Genomic DNA, 19,285 nt, shown 5'->3' with positions numbered 1-19,285 from the left:
TTCGCCCGGCGCCCCAATCCGCCGGCGATACCCGAGCACGCCTGGATCAACGAACCGAAACCAGAGACAGAACCCGTCCTACGCTATCCATAACAACAGGCCGTCTTACTTGACTTGACAACTTCCGGCAGAACCAGCAACTCATCGCCACATGGGGTACCGGGCAAGGCGACCGTGCGGCGACGATCACCACGCTCGCCCCGCCTGTCGGCGACGCGCACGGCTTGCAACTGGCGCACGTCATGACGATTCTGGCGGACTGTCTCTGGCGCGCCTACACGAAGCCGGCGTCCGACGTCGGAGACGGCGAAGACCACAACAGCCCTGCGTGGCGCCGGGCGAGGGCCCGTGAGTCTTACGGAAGCGTCCCGGACGCCATCACGAACCCCAACCTTCCTGAGCGCGGCATGATGATGGTCAGTTACGAGCCCGTCGTCGAATCCGCGCACCAGCTCGGCAGGCTCCTGCACGAGATCGCTGACGCCGGCCTCACCGAGCGGGTCCGCGCCGAATTCGCTCTGGAGATCAGCGCGATCGAGAACGCCGAGTGCGGAGACCTGCGCGACCGGGCCCAGCAGGCCGTCCTGCTCTCCCGGCCCGAGGCTTCACCGGTCCAGGTGGCTGCCGCGGACGCCATCCTGCGCGACGAGCCGCTCGGCAGTGTCACGCTCTTCACCAGCCTCGACCCCACGGCCGCGGCGGTCGCCGCCGCGCACTGGCTCCACGCCGCCGCCCTCGTCGCGGCCGAGCGATCCGGCCTCGACCCGACGAACGTCGTGGAGGTCGCCGACGACATCGAGGCGCTTCCCCACACCACACCAACCTTCGTCCTCGAAAAGCTCGCCGACGGCGAGAGCGCGTACTCCGTCGTCGTCTCCCTCATCCGCAACACCGCAGTCGTCGCGCACGGCTACGTCCCGGACGTCGAGGCCTACCTCGAGCGGATCGAGGAGGCCGAGCAAGAGGCGGCTAAGTACACCGGCCCCGACCACGAGTACGTGCGGCTCGCAACGCTGCACAGCATCAGGCTCACCCCGCTCGACCCGTCCCGCGCATCGCTCGATCTCCTTGAGGACCTCCTGTCCGGTATCGACGGCTGCTGGATGATCTTCAAGGAGTACACCGACACCGGGGAGGTCTACATCGGCGAGGAAGACGAAGACGAAGAGGACGCCATCGACGAGGCCCACGAAGCTTGGGAGCGCAAGACGCTCTCAGAATTCCGCGAACTCGTGCGACGTCAAGCTCAGCTCACGAGTGTCGGGTTCGAGTAGGACGAGGGCAGAGACGAGGAATACATGGCCGCGCCGTTCAAGCACGCGAGGGGCCGCGTCATCGAGAACATGACCACCGACGGCAAAGCCGCCATGAACCTCTGCAGCGATGCCACGGGTGGCTGAGCCTCTGGCGAAGCCTAGTGAGAAGGCGTCAGCGCACCCACCAGCCTTGGGCGGTCACGAAATCTGTCCTCGACTGAGGTTCCCCCTCTTTTCCAGCGGCCCTCAAGGTCCGCAATGAGCTGGGTGACCATGGCGGGGGTGGGGTGTTCATAGGTGCCTTGGATGCCGTGTGGAGCGTGGCCGAGGCGGTGGTCCTGGAGAGACACGGGCGTGTGGTCTTCGGCCATCCAGGATTTGTGTACGTGTCGGAGCCGGTGGAAGGTCATCACCTGCGGGATCGCGCAGCCGCGCTCTCTGGCCGCGGTGAGCGCCGGCGCCCAGGTGCGGCGTTGGAAGTTCGAGCGGCGCAGCCATCCGCCGCGCGGGCCGCAGAACACGAACGGGTACGGGTGGCCCTGGAGATGCGCGGCGAGGCGCTCGGCAAGGAATGCGGGCAGGTGCACGTCGCGTCCGGCAGCGTGGGTCTTGGGCGGCCCGAGCCAGATCTGCCCGCCCACCTCGTGCAGCGCCCCTACTTCCGCATCGACCCGGATGAAGGGCACGAACCCGGTTCCCGCGCCGGTCAGATGGACGTTGCATCGGTGCAAGCCGACCAGCTCGCCCCAGCGCATGCCCGTATAGGCGCCCAGCAGCACCAGCAGCGCCCAGTCCTCCTCGAGTACCTCGGCGAGCACGGCGATCGCCGCGGGATCGGGTACTTCCCAGTCCGCTCGGCGCGGACGTGGCAGACCCATCTGGCTGGCGGGGTTGACGGGCATCAGGCCGCCGCGGACGGCCTCGGCCAAGATCCCCGACAAGAGAGCCAGGATCGATGCGACCGTGGACGGCGCGTACGTCGCGCTCAGTTTCAGGCTCCACGCCCTGATCTCGGCGCGGCTGATCGCGGACAGGCGCATCCAGCCGAACCGGGGCAGGATATGGACACCCAGCAGACACTCGTAGCGCGCCCTGGTCGCCGCGTTCACCCGCAGTCCCGTGCGCCACGCCGTCACCCACGCCTCGAGCCGCGGGTCCGAACCGGGACGGATCAGCGGCCCCACAGCATGGCCCCGCTCGCGCAGACGCAACGCCCGCCGCTCTCGACGCGCCCCCCGGTCGGGCGTGGCCCGCGGCACCTTCGCCGCGAACGCCACCGCCTCCTCCCGCCCCTGACACCACGCCATCGTCGCCACCCGTCCATCCGGCCCATACGCCCGCACCCGGAACCGGCCGTTCATGTCCTCAACCCACGCCATCCCACACACCTTTCTGCTCAGATCCGCTGCCCGCGGCCGGCGCACGAACGCGCCCAACACCGAGGTGCCCGTCGGCCGCGGAGCATCCGACACGCACACGGCCGGGCGGCGCATAAAGACCACGAATCGGAGCGATCATCAGATAAAAAGGGGCGGTCGCCGCTCAACCGTGACCCCGGCACGGGCCGCATGACCGCTTCCCCGGACGAGGCAGCCCGATGGCAATGACAGCCCGTCTGCTCGATATACATGGCCTCCGCCGACCCTCTGCGCAGGTCAGCGCCAAGACCGAACCCCAGATCGCAGCAGGCGCCACTAGCTCTGCATAAATATCGCCGTCTGGGAATCACTCAGGGCGTTGCTCGGAATCACTCAAAATGAGCGCTTCCGAACCTCTAGCGCAGTGGGCGCCGACAAGGCTCATAATTCCTCACGAGTCGCGCCTCGCACCCCTCAGCGAAATATGACAATCCGTCGACTCGAACCGATTTCTCAAGTCTCAGCAGGTCAGATGGTTGGACATATTTATGCGCAATCATGGTCGATTCGCGAGGCCGAATTGTTACCTTGCCGGCCATCCAGCGATGAGGCGTCGAGCCGTGCTCCACGTTTGATGGAGGAAGGGAGTGTCACGGACCCCGGTAAAAGGGATCAATCGCCCTCGCGGCGGCTACGCCTCAAATGGGATATATTCGAAAACATCACAGGTCATGACACTGGATGACCGGTGGATCCCAGCCCGGAGCCGCAATCACGTTCGCGACCGATTCCCTGACACGGAAGAGGTCACTGGTTCAATCCCAGTATCGTCCACTCGTATTAATGCAGGTAACGAGCCCCACCGGATCTCCGGTGGGGCTTTCGCGTCTGACGCCCTCGATGAATCACCACAGGCTCGGGCATCTATTGCCAAGTCTTTACACACCACCCCCGGCCTGGATGAGGCGGCGGCTAGGGCCACCAGGCCGGGCAGCCTCGCGCCCGCTAGGCCGACTGCCGATCGAGCGGGCGCGAAGCGTGCGGCATGTCCTCTGGCCAAAACAGCACGCAATGGATGCTTATCCTCGCTGAAGGTGACGCTGTAGCGCGAGGATATCTTCGGCGTCCATACCGCCTACGACGGTCGTCGCCTCCTCCAGATCGGCGAGCTGCTGGACCGCCGGGTCATCCAGGATCCGGCCCATAAATTCCAGCTTGCTGCGCAGCCGGTCGGCAACCACCTCGTCGATGGTGCCTTCCGAGGCCAGGACTATGACCCGGGTCTCGGCATCCGGGGGCAGCCCGAGGCGGTGGATACGGTCGAGACTCTGCAGGAAACGCCCGGCTTGGAAGTCCCGGTCCAGGTAAACCGCGTCGTGACACTCGTGGTGCAGGCTGATGCCCTCACCCAAGGTGGCGGGGTTGGAGAGCAGCACCGCGCAGTCAGGATCACGGCGAAAACGCCGGATCTGCTCCTCGCGGTCCACAGTGCCGCCGAATACCACCGCGGGCTTGAAGTCAGCCAGGACGGCCTCCATGGTCGTCAGGTTGCGTACGAAAGTCGACCAGACGATCGTCTTGCGGCCCATCGCGGCGTTGTCCCGCACGATGGCCAGCACTTCCCTGTGCTTCGGCGCGACCTCATAGCTCGGCAGTCTCTCCAGCAGCACATGGAGCGGATCCTCGGGAGGTACCGCCAGGTGCGGGACCTGGTAGTCCAGCGGGTCGTAGCGGCTGACGCCCTCCATCAGGAGCGCCGGGCTCGTGGCCGCCATCAAGAGCCTGAGCATGGTCCGTCCCAGCCTCTCAAGCTCATCGCGGGAGGCTTCGGCACGGGCCGAGAAGCTGCCGGCCAGCGCGCTGTAGATCTCCCCGTGCAGGCCGCCCAAGGGGACGCGCACGATCTTCAAGTCAACGGGCGGCAGACCGAGCTCTGCCTTCGTGGTCCTGGTGAACAGGGGTTTGAGAATCCGGCTGGCATAGGCGAGATCGTTGTCGCCCACGGCATCGTTGACCGTCCGGCTGCCCGAGCCGGGCCAGACGAACCCCAGGAGGCTCGCGAGGTCCGCTGCCCCGTTAGGCGCGGGAGTACCGGTAAGGATCATGCGGCGCTTAGCGAGCGGTCCCAGGGCCATGCAGGCGGCACCGTATACACCTCGCACCCCGCGCTTCATGCGGTGCGCCTCGTCGAGTACGAGCATCGCGGGCTGCGCGGCCAGCCAATCACACAAATCCGGCAGCGACCGGTCCAGGCGCTCGTAGTTGACGAGGACGATGTCGGCACTCGGGTCCGGGTAAGCGCCCATGACCTGGGTGTTCAATGGCGTGGTCAGACACTCCGCCGACTCGTAGCGCCAGGACTCGTAGGCGGATTTCGGGCACACGACCAGGGCTCTGCGGATTTCCCCCTGCTCGCGCAGCGCAGCGAGGACCGCAAGCGCCTCACGGGTCTTTCCAGCCCCGGGAACGCTGAAATCAGCGCCATGGCGCAACGAGAGCAGGCGTGCGGCGTTGCGGCGTTGGAACGCAGTCAGGTCAGCCTTCCATCCCGGCCCCAAGATCGCGGGCAACTGGTCCGCCTCGACGGCGCCGTGGGCGGCTTCCGGGTCTCCGGAAAGCTGCCCCCGGACACGGTCGCCGTCGTCCAGCACCGAGTTGACCAGTTCGACGAGCAACGGCTCCCAGACGACCCCGTCGGGGTCAGGCCAGTTGTCCAGCGCGCCGGCGTCGAGTCCAGCGATGAAGTCGTCGAGCGGAACCACCGCAGTGGCGCTGTCGCGCATCCGCGCGGTGGCCACGCGTCCAGCCACACGCGCCAGGGCGCCCTCGTAGCCGTCCCCGGCGCGCACCAAAACAGCAGTACGGCCGATCTCGAAGCTGATCTCAAGGCTTGCGTCTGTCATCTACGGCATCCGCCCAACGGCAATGAGCCAATCGAGGCCCTCGCCGTCGGAGAAGCTGCGGTGCGCCTCTCCGGCCAGCTTGCCGAGAAGCTTCTTGAGCTCAAGAAGGGAATCATCAAATGTCTCCGCAGCCTCGTCGTCGAGACTGCGGGAGGCGCGCGCGTAGGCCAGATCGCTGATGCACTGTTGGATGTCACTGCATGCGGCTTCGATCCGGTCAGAGGGTGCAAGCTTCTTCTTCTTGTACCTCGCATCGCCGGCGGCGGGCTTGAGTGCTTCCTCAACGGCTTCGCGGGCGGCGGTATAGACCTGCCTGGCTTCTTCGGCCTGCTGGCTCGAGACCGCAGAGCCCGAGACGATCTCCGCCTTCGCACGCAGAACCCTGTCATTGAATGCACGGGCAGCAGCGACCTTCGGACTGGCGGCGCGAGACGTTCGGCCAAGTCCCGGAATCGCAACCGGCGCTACGGCAGCCTGCGGTTCCTTGAGCGGATCGGGCAGCCTGGGGTCGAGGTAGCGCTCCTTGAAGTCGTGCTCGATGAGGCGGACATCCGTCTTGGAGAAGTCAAGGACGATTGCGACCATCTTGGATTCCTTGATCAGCTCGGCCTCCTCGACAGTCTTGGCCTGCGCGACGGCATTCCCGTAGTCGCGCAGATTCTCCTGCGCCCGTTCGAAGTCGACCAGGCGGAGCGAAGCCCCGTCGTGCGCGCTCCTGTCGACCATCTCGTAGATCAGGGACAAGATTTTCAGGTCCCCCTTGACCATTTTGACCGTAGTGCGGAACTGGCGGGCGACTTCATGCTCCGGAACGCCGGCCGCGATCATTTCCTCGTACGCAAGCATCCGGTTGACATAGGAGTAGTCCCGGCGCTTGTCGGGGCGAAGCTGAAGGGAAAGCTCGACCTGGTTGATGTCCTCCCAGGTGCAGGACTCTGGCAGAACGCCGACCCGGATGCTGCGCTTGCCCAGGTTCTTCAGGGCCGCACGCCTCGTGTTGCCGTTGACGAGGATGCCGTCGCGGGTGATCAGGCCCGGCTCCGCCTGGCCTTCCTGATCGAGGCTCTCCACGAGGGCCTTGAGGTCCGGATCGGGCTCAGACGGGTTGGCAGGGTTCGCGCACAGGAGGAAGTGCAGATAGTCCTGGCTTGCGGTCGACCACGGGTCCGATTCTAGGCCCTGCTCAAGCGCCAGGTTGTGGCTTCGCTGGGCGCGGATACGGTGGGTAGCCGGGTTGTAGTACATCAGGTCGATCGGCAGGTCAATGACCTCGACGTGCTTGGGCTGCCCGCGCCAGTCAACGGTGACGGTTTCTTTCGAACCTTCAGCGCTGACAGCCTCGCGCAGCCTCTCCTCGATGACGGCACGGATCTCCGCGGCCTTGGGGGGGAGCTCGTAGGAACGGCTCAAGGCGTTCTCCTTACAACTCGGATGGACGAGGCTGAACTCGGTCGTGACTAGCTAGCTGTCGGAGCGGAGCGTTTCGCGGACCGCATCGCGGGACTCGGCCGGCAAGCTGCGGTACTCGCCCCACAGCCGTTCGATCAGGGCCAGCTCGCGCTTGTCTGCCTTGATCCAGCCGACGAACACGCGGCGCTCTAGCGCGCCGAGGCTGTCGATCCCGGCAAGGAGCTTCCCGAGGTCCGCGACGAGGGCGCGGCCGCCCACCCGGCACCGGTTGCATTCGGCGACGAGCTCGACGGACTCTTCACCGCCGGGCTTGACCACGATGCGCCGGGCGATGTCCAGCTGGGCCGACTCGTAGGAGTCGTCGCTGTACCGGGCGCCGGCCGCGATACCGCAGGAGCGGCAGATGTAGTCGTCGCGCAGGAACACCTCCCGCCGCTGCACTGCGCTCACACTCCCCGTACGCTGGCGCTTCGCCGTGCCCGGCGCCCAAACCGGGTCGCCGGCCTGCGTGAAGCGCTGCTCGTGCGCCTCCAGGTGCGGGTCTTCTCTGCGGGTGTCGATCTGCCAGCCATAGTCGCGCAGGTCCCGCATCCGCCGGTCGATCTGCGCGATGTCGGGGAACGCATCGCGCAGCTGCGCCTTGGTGAAGACACTGCCCTCGCCGACCTCCGCTACGAGCCACAGCGCGGCCCTCTTCACCGTCGAGAGCGACTCGTCCCGCCAGGACGGCAGCTGGTCTGCTTCCACGGCTCTTCCTCCATCACGGTCGCGTACTGGCAAGCGGATGCTGCCGCGCTACACACCTTAGACGGGCGTCTAGTAAAACTCCTGCCAAATAACAATCTTTACAGAAGGCCGAAACATTCAGCGCAATCTGCGGAGCCTTCAAGATCACATAACCCATACTCAGGGTAGCGGATCAATCACAGCAGTATATTGCCAAAAATCGTAAAGATGCCCCCCGGAAAACCCGTTGACCTGCCCAGTTGTGCCGTGCTAGCGTCCATACGCTCAGCAATATTTGACTTTCGAGTATCGCTGGAAATGGGAGGGGAACCATGCCGCGCCGAGGACAGTTAACTGGCAAGGTTGGCCGCGAGAAATGCACTCCTGAGCAGGAGGAATTCGCCGACGCGCTTCGGGGGATATACGACACCAGGCTCGCGCACGCCACGCTCGCGGCGAACGCGAAGCGGCTCTACTGCAGCCCGGGGGCACTGAGCCAGGCGCTGGGAGCGCACCGGGTACCGGCAGAGGATTTCGTGACCAGCATGTACAGGGTGGCCGAAGAGTCGCCGGGGGAGCCGCTGGGCGTGTCCCTGGAGGCACTGCTGGAGCTGCGCAGGAGTGCGGCAGCCGCGGGCCTGCTCGCACGCAAAGGCCTCGCACCCGCTGTCGGCGTTGCGCCGGTCCGGCACCGGCACAACGCCGACAGCGGCATTAACGAATCCGGCGACGAGCCCGCACCCTGTTGGGACGGCACGGCGGCGGCGGCGGAACTCGAGTCCGCGGGCCGGTTCTCCGAGCTGTCCGCCCTGATGGCACACGCCGCCGCAGCGCTGCCGCCCGGAGAGATCGCCCTTGCCTCCGCCGCTCTGACGGCCGCAGGCCTCGACCACGCCACCGATGCCCTGCTTCGGGGGGCGGGACGCCGCGGGCCGGCCTTCGCGCTGTCAGTCGTCAGCTCATTGACACATGTAGGCCTTCACGCCCACGTGCCCGCAGTGCTGGCGGGCTCGGACTCCATGGAAGGACGGTGATTGCCGCCATGACCGACACGGACTCCCACGACGCCGTGGATCCGCCCGACGACGACGCGGCCTGGGCGGAGATCGACCCAGCCACGGGCCAGCTGCGATGTCCGTGGTGCAAGGGCACCGAGGAACTCGACTTCCGCTTCCCCGGCGACGACGACCGGTACCAGAAGAAGGTGGCCCTGGCCGGCGCCGCCCGCGCGGATCCCGCCCTGTTCGAGAAGAATCAGCCCGTCGAGGTCTACTGCTACTGCTGCGAGCACGAGTGCGCCGTCCCTCCGCACTGCCAGCTGGCGCCGCGCGAGCAGTCTGGCAGCCCCGAGCTGGACCCGCCCGCCTGACCAGTCCGCCGGCGCTGCCGGCGGACTGGACCGCCAGGCCGTACGATGGCACGATCGACGCTGTCGACGTCATCGAAACTTTGTTCGCATCCGGCGATTCGGATCTAGCGCCAGATGAAGTCGGGCTAAAGTTGTCGTGCGCACAGCGGAGCTGGGAGAGGGAGTCGAAGTGGCCGGGGAGCACCATACCTTCACGTCAGTGGAGATCTGCGCCGGCGCGGGCGGTCAGGCGATCGGGCTGGAGAACGCCGGGTTCCGCCACCTCGCACTCGTCGAGATCGACCCGCACGCCTGCGCCACTTTGGCCGCGAACTCCAAGCGCATGGGCTGGGGCGGAAACATCTTCGAAGGGGATGTGCGCGACTTCGACCCGGCCGCCTATGACATCAAGCCCGCCACGATCGACCTGCTGGCCGGCGGCGTGCCGTGCCCCCCGTTCTCTCTGGCCGGCAAGCAGCTGGGCCAAGAGGACGAACGGGACCTGTTCCCCGTCATGCTCGACCTGGTCCAGCAGCTCCAGCCCAAAGCAGTCATGATCGAGAACGTGCGAGGGCTGCTGCAGGACAAGTTCTTCGAGTACCGCGAGCACATCCTCGACACCCTGCGCAGCGAAGGGTTCGGCTACGTCCCGGTCTTCTGGGATGTCCTCAACGCCTCCAACTTCGGCACCTCGCAGCTGCGGCCCCGATCCATCCTGGTCGCCGTCAAGCCCGAATACGCTCCGTACTTCCCCCAGCCGCGCGCTGTCACCACAGCCGAAACTGACGACGACATGATCCCGGGCACCGCCGGAGCCGGCAAGCAGCCCATCCCGACCAAGACGGTGGGACAGGCATTGCGTGCATCGATGCGCCGTCGCGGCCTCGAGGGCAAGGACCTAGACCTCTGGGTGAAGAAGGCAGACCGGGTCGCGCCGACACTGGTCGGCGGATCCAAAAAGCACGGCGGCGCCGACCTGGGTCCGACTAGGGCCAAGCGGCAGTGGGAACAGATGGGCGTAGACGGGCACGGAGTCGCCGACGACGACGAAATGGCAACGCTGGATGGGCCGAAGGGCCGCGGGCCGCGTCTGACGGTGAAGCAGGCGGCGCTGCTGCAGGGCTTCCCGGAGAAGTGGGAGTTCTCCGGAGGCAAGACCGCGCAGTACCGGCAGGTCGGCAATGCATTCCCGCCTCCAGTCGCTCAGGCGGTCGCCTCGTGCATCATGGCGGCCCTCACCGCCCACGCCGAAGGGCGCGAGCCGCTCAGCGGGCAGTCGGCCCCGGGCGGCGCGCTGCTACCTCGTCCGCGATCCGCCGCGCGCAGTCTTCCGGCGACTCGTGTTCCCAGTAGCGAAGAACAGACCAGCCTGCTGCCGTGAGCAGCGCGTCGGTCGCACGGTCCCGCTCCCTGTTGCCGCCGATCTTGCCGTCCCAGTAGCCGGGGTTCGTCTTCGGCGGCACGAAGTGCTCTGGGCAGCCGTGCCAGAAGCATCCGTCAACGAACACCGCGACCTTGGCCGGGCCGAAAATGATGTCGGCGCGCCGCCGCACACCCTTGAGCGGGCTGCGGTCCACCCGGTAGCGCAGGCCGGCCGCGTGCAGCAGCTTGCGTATCGCGAGCTCCGGTTTCGTATCACGTGACCGGTTGCCCTGCATCGAGGTGCGGTTGGCAGCCGAGGAGGCCCAGGAACCCGTCGGCCGCACCCAGCTGCCTGCGTCTTCTTTCGTCATTGCCTATACCTGGGGAAGTTTCGGGGCGCGCTCAACCGGGTCGGCCGGGCCGGCCAGCACCCAGTCCTGCCCGTCCAGGCTCGTCCGCGGCAGGTCCCCGTGCAAGCCGGGTCGATAGCGGGCTAGACGGGCGGAGATCGATTCGCCGCCCTGCGGCACGGCCAGTCCCAGGTCAGCCGCGGCGCGCTGATGGCTCTTGTACTGGCCGAAAATGACGATACCCTCCGGCTGCAAGTTCGAGCGCGAGCCGCCGTTGTAGCGCAGGCGCTTCATGTAGTCCCGCTGCCGGGCCACGGTAGCCACCACATTTCGGCTGATAAGCCGGCGCTGGACGCGCCGAAACAGCTCGTCGAGGCCCTTCTGCCTCGAGGGCTGCCCGAGGATCGCCTCGAGGTCCGACACCGACAGGTGCAGCAGTGTGTTCTCCGGCAGCAGCATGTCCCAGAACAGGCGCCGTACCGCCGAGCGCCCCTCGAGCTTGAGGGTCCTCTTGCTGTCCCGGTTCGTGCCGCCGGTGAGAATGCCCTCGTGCGGCCGCACCAGGCCAGCGCACCAGCGGGACTTCTGGTCGCTGGCCCAGACCACGAGGCACAGCTTGCCCACGGCCTCCGGCGGGATCATCCACTTCCAGAGGTCCTGGGAGAACTTGCAGTCGACGTCGATGCCGGCAATCTCGTAGTCGAGCTCGGCGCCGCCGTGGAAATCGAACGCGCGCTGGAGATTGATCTCGAACAGGGTCCCGCAGTGCGTCTTCTCCGTCTTGTACAGCTGGTCCCAGCGATAGCGGCCGGTCTCCTCGCCGTCCAGCAGCCCATCGATGGTCTTCCGCAGTACGCTGCCGATCTTCGAACCGTCCGGGTCTAGCGCGAACAGCGCCGCGGCGACATCTTCCAGCTGGCTGTCACACGAACCCGCCTCTACGCCGTCTGAGTAGTCAGCCACGCGGAGACCCTATCCGCTGAGCGGACGCCGCGGCATCCGAAATCCCACCGCCGGGGGCGCGCACCTGAGTGTGCCTTCGGTGATACGGGCGCCGTATCATGCTGACGTCTCACTGATCGGCCCGGTAGGAGAACAGCACGTGTCTGGCACGACCAAGGCGGCGAAGCAGGGTGACTGGGTGCGGGAGGCCGCGGACCAGGTGATCGCCGAGGCGGAGCGCCGGGGGGCGGGGGCGGCGCTGGTGTGCGCGTCCGGGATCAGCCCGTCGGGGCGGATCCACCTCGGGAACCTGCGCGAGGTGATGGTGCCTCACTTCGTGGCGGACGAGCTGCGGCGGCGGGGGCTGGAGTGCCGGCACATCCTGTCCTGGGACGACTACGACCGGCTGCGGAAGGTCCCGGCGGGGGTCGAGGACCCGGAGTCGTTCGCGCAGCACGTGGGCAAGCCGCTGACGGCGGTGCCGGATCCGTGCGGGGAGCACGCGAACTGGGCCGAGCACTTCAAGGAGCCCTTCCGCGCGGCGCTGCGGGCGCTCGGGGTGGAGATCGAGGAGATCAGCCAGACCGCGATGTACGCCGCGGGGGCGTACCGGGAACAGATCATGCTGGCCATGACCGAGCGGGCCCGGATCGACGCGGTGCTCGGGCGGTACCGGACCGCGAAGAAGGCGGCGCCGGTGAACGCCGAGGGCGAGGAGGTCGAGTCCGAGGCCGAGGGCGACGACGACCGCGCGGTGGGCGCGAGCTACTACCCGTTCAAGCCCTACTGCTCCGCCTGCGAGCGCGACCTGACCACCATCACCGCGTACGACGCGGAGACCTTCGTGGCCGACTACACCTGCGCGTGCGGGCACGCGGACGCGGTGGACGTGCGCGTGGGCGGGGTGGGCAAGCTGGTGTGGAAGGTCGACTGGCCGATGCGCTGGGCCTTCGAGGGCGTGACCTTCGAGGCGGGCGGCGTGGACCACTCCTCCCCCGGCTCGAGCTTCACCGTCGGCTCGCAGCTGGTGCGCGAGATCTTCGGCGGGCAGCCGCCGTCCTACCTCGGCTACTCCTTCGTCGGGATCAGCGGCTCGGCGAAGATGAGCAGCTCCAAGGGCGGCGCGCCGACGCCGGCGGACGCGCTCGAGATCCTGGAGGCCCCGCTGCTGCGCTGGGTCTACGCGCGGCGCAAGCCCAGCCAGGCCATCACCGTGGCGTTCGACCAGGAGATCAACCGCGTCTACGACGAGTGGGACGCGCTCGGCCGGAAGATCGCGGACGACGCGGCGAGCCCGCTGGAGGCGGCCGTGTACGCGCGTTCCGCCGGCACGGCGGGCCACACGCTGCCGGCGACACCGGTGGCGCTGCCGTTCCGCACGCTCGCCTCGGTCGTGGACGTGACCACCGGCGACGAGCACCAGATGCTGCGCATCCTGCGGGACATGGCCGAGGGCGGCGAGGGACGGCTGGAGAGCCTCGACCAGACCAGGCCCCGGCTGGACCGGGCCGAGGCCTGGGTGCTCGGCTATCTCCCGGCCGAGGAGCGCACGCACGTGCGGGCCGAGCCGGACGCCGAGCGGCTGGCCGCGCTCACGCCCACCCAGCGCGAGGCGCTCAAGCTGCTGCTCGACGGCCTGGACGCGAACTGGTCGCTGCCCGCGCTGACCAGCCTGCTCTACGGCGTGCCCAAGCTGCAGGCCGGCCTGAGCCTGGACGCCCCGGCCAGCCCGGAGCTCAAGGTCGCCCAGCGCGAGCTGTTCGCCCTGCTCTACGTGCTGTTGGTGGGCCGCGACACCGGCCCCCGGCTGCCCACGCTGCTGCTCGCGCTCGGTGCCGAGCGCATCCGGGACCTGCTCGCGGCCGGCTGAGCCGGCCGGTCTCCACGGCCGCACCGCATCCGCGCCGCATCCACCCGTGCTTACGAGCGGGCGGGCGACCTCGCGCGCCCGCCCGTAGGCTCGGAGGTATGTGTGGTCGTTATGTCGCGGTACACAGCCCGCGGGAGCTGGCCAAGGAGTTCGACGTCGTCCGGATCACGGTCGAGGGATCGATGGAGCCGGACTACAACGTCGCGCCCACTAAGCCCGTCCTGGCCGTGCTGACCCGGGAACGCCGGGCCGAGACGGACGAGGAGGGCGGCGAGGGCGCGCGGGTGCCGGAGCGGCAGCTGCGCATGCTGCGCTGGGGACTGGTGCCGTCCTGGGCCAAGGATCCCTCCATCGGCAACCGGCTGATCAACGCGCGGGTCGAGACGGCGCCGGACAAGCCCTCGTTCCGCAAGGCCTTCGCCAAGCGGCGCTGCATCCTGCCGGCCCTCGGGTTCTACGAGTGGGAGCAGGTCGGCGCCGAGGACGCGGCCGAGGAGGGCGGCGGCAAGGGCGCGAAGGCCGGCAAGCCGTACAAGCAGCCGTACTTCATCCACCGCCCGGACGACGCCACGCTGGCCATGGCAGGGCTCTACGAACTCTGGCGCGATCCGGAGCGTGAGCGCGAGGATCCGGACGCCTGGCTGTGGAGCGCCACCGTGCTCACGACGCAGGCCACTGACGAAGCCGGCCGCATCCACGACCGGGCGCCGCTGCTCGTCCCGGCCGAGGCGTACGACGCCTGGCTGGACCCGGAGCCGCCCGAGGACACCGATCTGCGCGAGCTGCTGGTGCCGGCCACGACCGGGATGCGGGCGGATCCGGTGAGCACGGCGGTCAACAACGTGCGCAACAACGGGCCGCAGCTGATCCAGCCCGCGCTCGAGGTGCCGGACCGGCCGGTCGAGCTGCGCTGACCGGCCGCCGGAGGAAACCGGGCCGCCCGCGTGTCGCGGACGGCCCGGCGTATTTCAGCGGGTCACTTCCCGAGCTGGTGCGGCAGGGACTGGGTGGCACCGGGGCGGGTCGGCATCGGCTGGGCCGCGGCCGTGGTCTGGGCGGCCAGGTTGGCCGCCGTGGTGTCGGCGTCGAACTGGGTGTTGCCGGGGGCCGGCTTCTTCTCGTTCAGCCGCAGCGCTCCGGTGAAGTCGCCGAAGGTCTCGCGCCGCCACGTGCTGATCGGGCCGAAGGTGACCGGGCCGTGCCCGGACAGGCCGCCCGCCTTGGTGATCGACTCGATCAGGCGCAGGCCCGAGGTGTGGTCGGAGACCTCGGAGAAGACCCGGCCGCCCACGGTCCACGGGGAGACGATGATGCACGGGACCCGGAACCCGGCGCCGACCGGCAGGCCGCCGCCCGGCGTGCCCTTCGGCGAGGCCTGGTCCACGAACTCCTCGGGGTGCTGGTCGTAGCGCGGGGTCGGGGGCACCACGTGGTCGAAGAACCCGTCGTTCTCGTCGTAGTTGAGCACGAACACGGTCGAGTTCCACAGGTCCTCGTTGGACGCCAGCGCCTCGAGCTTGGAGGCCAGGTACTGCGCGCCGGCCGCCGGGAGGTTCGGCGGGTGCTCGTCGGCGGCGCTCGGCATGAACAGCCAGCTCACGTCGGGCAGCACGCCGTTGGCGCAGTCCTCTTCGAAGGCCAGCGTCGGGTCGGCCGCGAGGGTCGGGCTGAGCGGGTCGCCGACGCCGCCGGGGGTGGCGTCGCCGTAGAGCGTGTCACCCGTCATCACCGAGTTGTACAGCCCGGCGGGCACGAGCCCGGTGCCCTGGAAGTTGGCGAACCAGGCGAAGACGTTGAAGCCGCTGGTGGCACCCGAGAAGTAGGTCTTGACGCTGTATCCGGCGTGGTACAGCGTCTCGGCCGCGGTCGGGTAGCCGAGCGGGTTCGGCGTCACGGTCTCGAGCACCGGGCCGCCGTACTTCCCCTGCGGGTCGTTGTTCCCTGACATCCACACCAGCCGGTTCGGGTCCGTCGGGCCCATCACCGAGCAGTGGTAGTTGTCCAGCAGGGTGAAGGACTCGGCCAGCGCCCAGTGGAACGGGATGTCCTCGCGGGTGAAGTAGCCCATGGTGTACGAGCCGTTCACCTCGCCGTCGGAGGCGAGGTGGGTGGTCAGCCACCCGTCCATGGCGCCGTGGTTCCACGCCGCGTGCTGGTCGCGCCAGTCGTGCGAGAGTGAGGGGACCGCGGCCGCGCCGGTGGTGATGGTGGACATGTGGAAGGGCTCGAGGTACCCGTCCGGGTTGGCCGGGTCGGGCTGCTGGAAGACGGAGTTGCCGTTCGGCAGCCGGATCGCGGTCCTGTCGTCGAAGCCGCGGGCGCCGGGGTAGGTGCCGAAGTAGTGGTCGAAGGACCGGTTCTCCATCATCACGTACACGACGTGCTTGATCTGGGACAGGCTCGCCGTGCCCGGGTTCGCCGCGCCGGCCGCCTTGGCGGCCAGGTTCGCCGGCAGCACGCCGGACGCGCCCGCGGCGCCGGCCAGGGCGGCCGCGCTGGTGATGAAGCGGCGGCGGGACAGGGCCGGGCTCAGCGGAAACTGCTTGTCGTTCATGATCTCTCTCCTCCTGGGGGCCGCTGTCAGGACCCTGACGGGGCCGTCGGGCCCGCGGCGCTGCCGGGCCGGGCCAGGCCGAGCACCTCGGCCACCGCGCTGTTGCGCGTGTCGGCGATGTAGAGCAGGTCCGTGGACGGGTCCACCGCGACGGCCTCTGGCGTGTTGAGCTCGGAGGCGGTCGGGGCGGCGCCGCTGGTCTCGCCGCCCTGGGTGGCGGTCGCGTTGACCACGGTGCTGATGGTTCCGGCCGGGGTGACCTCGCGGATCGCGTTGTTGAAGGTGTCCGCGATGAACAGGTCGCCGGCGCCGTCCAGCGCGATCCCCTGCGGGTCGTTGAGCTGGGCCGCGGTGGCCGGTCCGCCGTCGCCGGAGAATCCGCCGAGGCCGTCGTTCGCCTGGGCCGCGGCGTAGTCGCCCGCCACGGTGCTGATACGCCCGGTCTTCGCGTCCACCCGGCGGATCAGGTTGTTGCCGGAGTCCGCGATGTAGAGGTTGCCCTGGGCGTCGAGGGCGAGCCCGGTCGGCTGGTTGAGCTGCGCGGACTGCGATGCCCTGCCGTCACCGGCGCAACCGGCGTGGCCGGTGCCGATCACCTGCAGCAGCGCGCCCTTGGGGGAGAACTCGAGCACGCGGTTGTTGTAGGTGTCCGAGACGTAGACGTCGCCGGACGCGTTGACCGCGACGGCCTCGGGGTGGTCGAGTTCCACGCCCTTGACCGCGGAGCCGGTCTTCTGGTCCCCCGCCACGCCGCTGCCGGCGAAGCGGTGGATCACGCCGTCCGGGGTGATCTCGCGGATCACGTTGTCCCCGGCGTCGGCCAGGAACACATCGCCGGCCGCGTCGAGCGCGCTGCCGGCGGGCTGGTAGAGCGTGGCGTCGACGGCCTTTCCGCCGTCGCCCGCCTCGCCGTCGGCCTCGAGCGAACCGCCGATGACCGAGGTGGCGCCGTTCTGCAGCCGGGCCAGCACGTTGTCACCGGTGTTCGACACGTACACCGAGCCGTCGGCCGCGGAGATGCCCACCGGACGGTAGAGCGAGCCGGGCACCACGTTGGCCACGACGGCGCCGCTGCCCGGGTCCACGTGCGTGCCGGCGTCCTCGCCCACCGAGGAGTACTGCATCGTCTGCAGCACCGGGCCGGCCGGGACCGCGCTGGAGCCGATGGTCAGGCTCAGGTTGTCCGCGGTGCCGTCGCTGTTGGCGCCGCTGCTGACGCCGACCGTGCTGATCGTCACCAGCACCGACTTCGCGCCGGCCGGAACGTCGCCGTACCAGGCCTGCGGGATCAGGCTACTGATGTTGTTGCGCTGGGCCGCGGTGACCGGGCCGATGGCCGCCGTGCTCAGCGTGTTCCCCTGGGCGTCCTTGAACGTGGCCGAGACGGTCGCGTAGTCGCTCTGAGTCGAGTAGCCGCCGAGCGAGCCGGACAGCTCGAACGGCTGGCCGTCCACCGCCAGCGAGCTCAGGTCGATCGTCTGGGTGCCGGTGGTGGCGATGCCCGGGATGGAGACGGTGCTGGGGTTGGTGCCGCCGTAGAACACCCGGCTGCCGGTCACGCCCGGGTAGGTGGACGTGCGCGACTCCTGGGTGCCGTCCTGCGGGCTGAGCGGCGAGCTGCTGGTCCAGCAGTCCGCGATGGTCTGGTCGTCGCCGATCGGGGCGCCGAGCGCGGTGGCCGCCGTGTAGTCCTCGGCGCCGCCGTTCTCGATCAGGTTGCCATCGAGCGCCGGGGTGACCACGTCCGCGGCCGGGCAGGGCGCGGTGTAGTTCTGGCCGGTGGCGCTCTGACCGATGGTCAGGTTCAGGTTGTCCGCGGTGCCGTCGCTGTTGGCGCCGGCGTTGATCGCCTGGGTGATGATGGTGACCAGGACCTTCGCGGTGCCGGTGGGAACGGTGCCGTAGTCGCCGTCCGGCAGCAGTTCGGAGACGCTGCCGCGGTCGGCCGCGGTGGCCGGGCCGATCTCGGCGGTGCCGAGGCTCGCGCCGTCCGCGTCCTCGAAGGTGGCCTGGACCACGGCGTAGTCGCTCTGGGTCGAGTAGCCGCCGACGTCACCGGTCAGCTTGAACGGCTGCCCGCCGGCCTTGAGCGCGCTCACATCGATCAGCTGGCTGCCGGTGGTGACCACGCCCGCCACCGCGACGGTGCTCGGGTTGGTGCCGCCGTAGAAGTCCCGGCTGCCGGTGACGCCCGGGTAGCTGGAGGCGGCCGACTCCTGGGTGCCGTCCGGGGCGGTGAGCGGGGAAGAACTCGACCAGCAGTCCGCGACGGTCTGGGTGTCACCGGCGGGCGCGCCGAGGTCCGTGGCCGCGGTGTAGTCCTCGGCTCCCGGGTTCTCGATCAGGTTGGTGTTCAGGGCGGGGGTCACCGCGTCCGCGGACGGGCAGGGCGCGGCGTAGCTCTGGCCGGACCCGCTCGCGGCGATGGTCAGGTTCAGGTTGTCGGCGCGGCCGTCGATCCCGTAGCCGGCGCTGACTCCGGTGGAGTCGATGGTGACCAGGATCTGCTTGGTGCCGGCCGGAACCGTGCCCGTCGCCGCCTGCGGGATCAGGCTGGTGACGCTGCCCCGCAGGGCCGGGGCCACCGGGCCGAGGGTGGCCGTGCCGAGCGAGGTGCCGTCGGCGTTCTCGAAGTTCGCGGTCACCGTGGCGTAGTCGGTCTGGGTGGTGTAGCCGCCGACCTCGCCGGTGAAGGTGTACGCGCCGCCGTCGGCGTTCAGGGAGCTGACATCGATCAGCTGCGTGGCGGTGGTGGTCACGCCCACGATCGAGACCTGCGGGGAGTCGTAGTCGTAGCCGCCGTAGAAGGTGCGGCTGCCGGTCGCGCCGGCCACGCCCGAGGAGGAGGCCGACTCCAGGACGGCGCCGGGCGCGCTCATCGGGGACGTGGCGGTCCAGCAGTCGGGCACGGACTGCGTGTCGGTGGCGGGCTCGCCGAACGCGGTGACGGCGGTGTAGTCCTCGGCGCCGGCGTTCTCGATCAGGTTGCTGCCGAAGGCGGGCGCGACCACGTCCGCGCTGGGGCACGCGGCGGCATAGGTCTGCAGAATGCTGGCCGCGGCCGCGGTGCCGCCGCCGGAGCCGAGCGCCTCGACGCCGGCCGCGGTCGCCACCGCGAGGGCTGCCGCCACAGCCGTCCAGCGCAACTGTCTGGGAATTCTCATGGATCCCATTAACCGAGCCCGCCACGGACGAAGCAGAGATCT

14 protein-coding genes are annotated in these 19,285 nt (G+C 68.8%); 6 read left to right on the top strand and 8 right to left on the bottom strand.

Going from position 1 to position 19,285, the window contains the following annotated elements:
• Window positions 1-407: 407 nt before the first annotated feature.
• Window positions 408-1,274: a hypothetical protein gene (locus KDL01_RS11165; RefSeq protein ID WP_212528348.1), complete on the top strand. Its 867-nt coding sequence runs from the start codon at window positions 408-410 to the stop codon at window positions 1,272-1,274.
• Window positions 1,275-1,414: 140 nt separating this feature from the next.
• Here KDL01_RS11165 and KDL01_RS11160 read toward each other — a convergent pair whose 3' ends face one another.
• From KDL01_RS11160 to KDL01_RS11145, 4 genes are all read right to left on the bottom strand, one after another.
• A complete protein-coding gene (locus tag KDL01_RS11160; RefSeq protein ID WP_212528347.1) occupies window positions 1,415-2,635 on the bottom strand; it encodes a site-specific integrase in 1,221 nt (406 codons plus the stop codon).
• A gap of 1,058 nt (window positions 2,636-3,693) precedes the next feature.
• Complete coding sequence (locus KDL01_RS11155) at window positions 3,694-5,517, bottom strand: DEAD/DEAH box helicase (RefSeq protein WP_212528346.1); 1,824 nt, start codon at window positions 5,515-5,517, stop codon at window positions 3,694-3,696.
• Window positions 5,518-6,927 (bottom strand): ParB N-terminal domain-containing protein, encoded by a 1,410-nt coding sequence (locus KDL01_RS11150; RefSeq protein WP_212528345.1) that lies wholly within the window; start codon window positions 6,925-6,927, stop codon window positions 5,518-5,520.
• Window positions 6,928-6,978: 51 nt separating this feature from the next.
• Entirely contained in the window at window positions 6,979-7,674 is a 696-nt protein-coding gene (locus tag KDL01_RS11145; protein WP_212528344.1) for a KpnI family restriction enzyme N-terminal domain-containing protein, read from the bottom strand.
• Between the two features lie 311 nt (window positions 7,675-7,985).
• Here KDL01_RS11145 and KDL01_RS11140 point away from each other — a divergent pair, with 311 nt between their 5' ends.
• The 3 genes from KDL01_RS11140 (at window position 7,986) to KDL01_RS11130 (ending at window position 10,382) form a co-directional block, all read left to right on the top strand.
• Window positions 7,986-8,687: a hypothetical protein gene (locus KDL01_RS11140; protein WP_212528343.1), complete on the top strand. Its 702-nt coding sequence runs from the start codon at window positions 7,986-7,988 to the stop codon at window positions 8,685-8,687.
• Between the two features lie 8 nt (window positions 8,688-8,695).
• A complete protein-coding gene (locus tag KDL01_RS11135; RefSeq protein ID WP_212528342.1) occupies window positions 8,696-9,022 on the top strand; it encodes a hypothetical protein in 327 nt (108 codons plus the stop codon).
• A 169-nt stretch (window positions 9,023-9,191) separates the two neighbouring features.
• Complete coding sequence (locus tag KDL01_RS11130) at window positions 9,192-10,382, top strand: DNA cytosine methyltransferase (protein ID WP_212528341.1); 1,191 nt, start codon at window positions 9,192-9,194, stop codon at window positions 10,380-10,382.
• On the opposite strand, the gene KDL01_RS11125 is transcribed toward KDL01_RS11130, so the two are convergent.
• Both KDL01_RS11125 and KDL01_RS11120 read right to left on the bottom strand, forming a co-directional pair.
• Entirely contained in the window at window positions 10,267-10,659 is a 393-nt protein-coding gene (locus tag KDL01_RS11125) for a very short patch repair endonuclease (protein WP_246576268.1), read from the bottom strand. The genes KDL01_RS11130 and KDL01_RS11125 overlap by 116 nt on opposite strands.
• Window positions 10,660-10,737: 78 nt before the next feature.
• Window positions 10,738-11,676, bottom strand: a complete 939-nt coding sequence (locus KDL01_RS11120) for a NaeI family type II restriction endonuclease (protein WP_212528339.1) — start codon at window positions 11,674-11,676, stop codon at window positions 10,738-10,740.
• Between the two features lie 139 nt (window positions 11,677-11,815).
• Between KDL01_RS11120 and lysS the strand changes: the two genes are divergently transcribed.
• Window positions 11,816-13,525 carry a lysine--tRNA ligase gene (gene lysS, locus KDL01_RS11115; RefSeq protein ID WP_212528338.1) on the top strand — a complete coding sequence of 570 codons (1,710 nt, stop codon included), beginning with the start codon at window positions 11,816-11,818 and terminating at the stop codon, window positions 13,523-13,525.
• A 98-nt stretch (window positions 13,526-13,623) separates the two neighbouring features.
• Window positions 13,624-14,439: an SOS response-associated peptidase gene (locus tag KDL01_RS11110; protein ID WP_212528337.1), complete on the top strand. Its 816-nt coding sequence runs from the start codon at window positions 13,624-13,626 to the stop codon at window positions 14,437-14,439.
• A gap of 62 nt (window positions 14,440-14,501) precedes the next feature.
• Here KDL01_RS11110 and KDL01_RS11105 read toward each other — a convergent pair whose 3' ends face one another.
• Window positions 14,502-16,079 carry a phospholipase C gene (locus KDL01_RS11105; protein ID WP_212528336.1) on the bottom strand — a complete coding sequence of 526 codons (1,578 nt, stop codon included), beginning with the start codon at window positions 16,077-16,079 and terminating at the stop codon, window positions 14,502-14,504.
• 26 nt (window positions 16,080-16,105) lie between these two features.
• A complete protein-coding gene (locus KDL01_RS11100; protein ID WP_212528335.1) occupies window positions 16,106-19,243 on the bottom strand; it encodes an NHL domain-containing protein in 3,138 nt (1,045 codons plus the stop codon).
• Window positions 19,244-19,285 lie beyond the last annotated feature (42 nt).

It is taken from the genome of Actinospica durhamensis (assembly GCF_018139695.1).
GTDB lineage: Bacteria > Actinomycetota > Actinomycetes > Streptomycetales > Catenulisporaceae > Actinospica > Actinospica durhamensis.
This window is presented reverse-complemented; position numbering and strand designations above follow the sequence as displayed.

Bases quoted from the DNA above. Each gene is read 5' to 3' on its own strand.
- KDL01_RS11165 (WP_212528348.1), top strand. From the start codon at position 408: ATGATGATGGTCAGTTACGAGCCCGTCGTCGAATCCGCGCACCAGCTC.
- KDL01_RS11160 (WP_212528347.1), bottom strand. From the start codon at position 2,635: ATGGCGTGGGTTGAGGACATGAACGGCCGGTTCCGGGTGCGGGCGTAT.
- KDL01_RS11155 (WP_212528346.1), bottom strand. From the start codon at position 5,517: ATGACAGACGCAAGCCTTGAGATCAGCTTCGAGATCGGCCGTACTGCT.
- KDL01_RS11140 (WP_212528343.1), top strand. From the start codon at position 7,986: ATGCCGCGCCGAGGACAGTTAACTGGCAAGGTTGGCCGCGAGAAATGC.
- KDL01_RS11135 (WP_212528342.1), top strand. From the start codon at position 8,696: ATGACCGACACGGACTCCCACGACGCCGTGGATCCGCCCGACGACGAC.
- KDL01_RS11125 (WP_246576268.1), bottom strand. From the start codon at position 10,659: ATGCAGGGCAACCGGTCACGTGATACGAAACCGGAGCTCGCGATACGC.
- KDL01_RS11110 (WP_212528337.1), top strand. From the start codon at position 13,624: ATGTGTGGTCGTTATGTCGCGGTACACAGCCCGCGGGAGCTGGCCAAG.
- KDL01_RS11105 (WP_212528336.1), bottom strand. From the start codon at position 16,079: ATGAACGACAAGCAGTTTCCGCTGAGCCCGGCCCTGTCCCGCCGCCGC.
- KDL01_RS11100 (WP_212528335.1), bottom strand. From the start codon at position 19,243: ATGAGAATTCCCAGACAGTTGCGCTGGACGGCTGTGGCGGCAGCCCTC.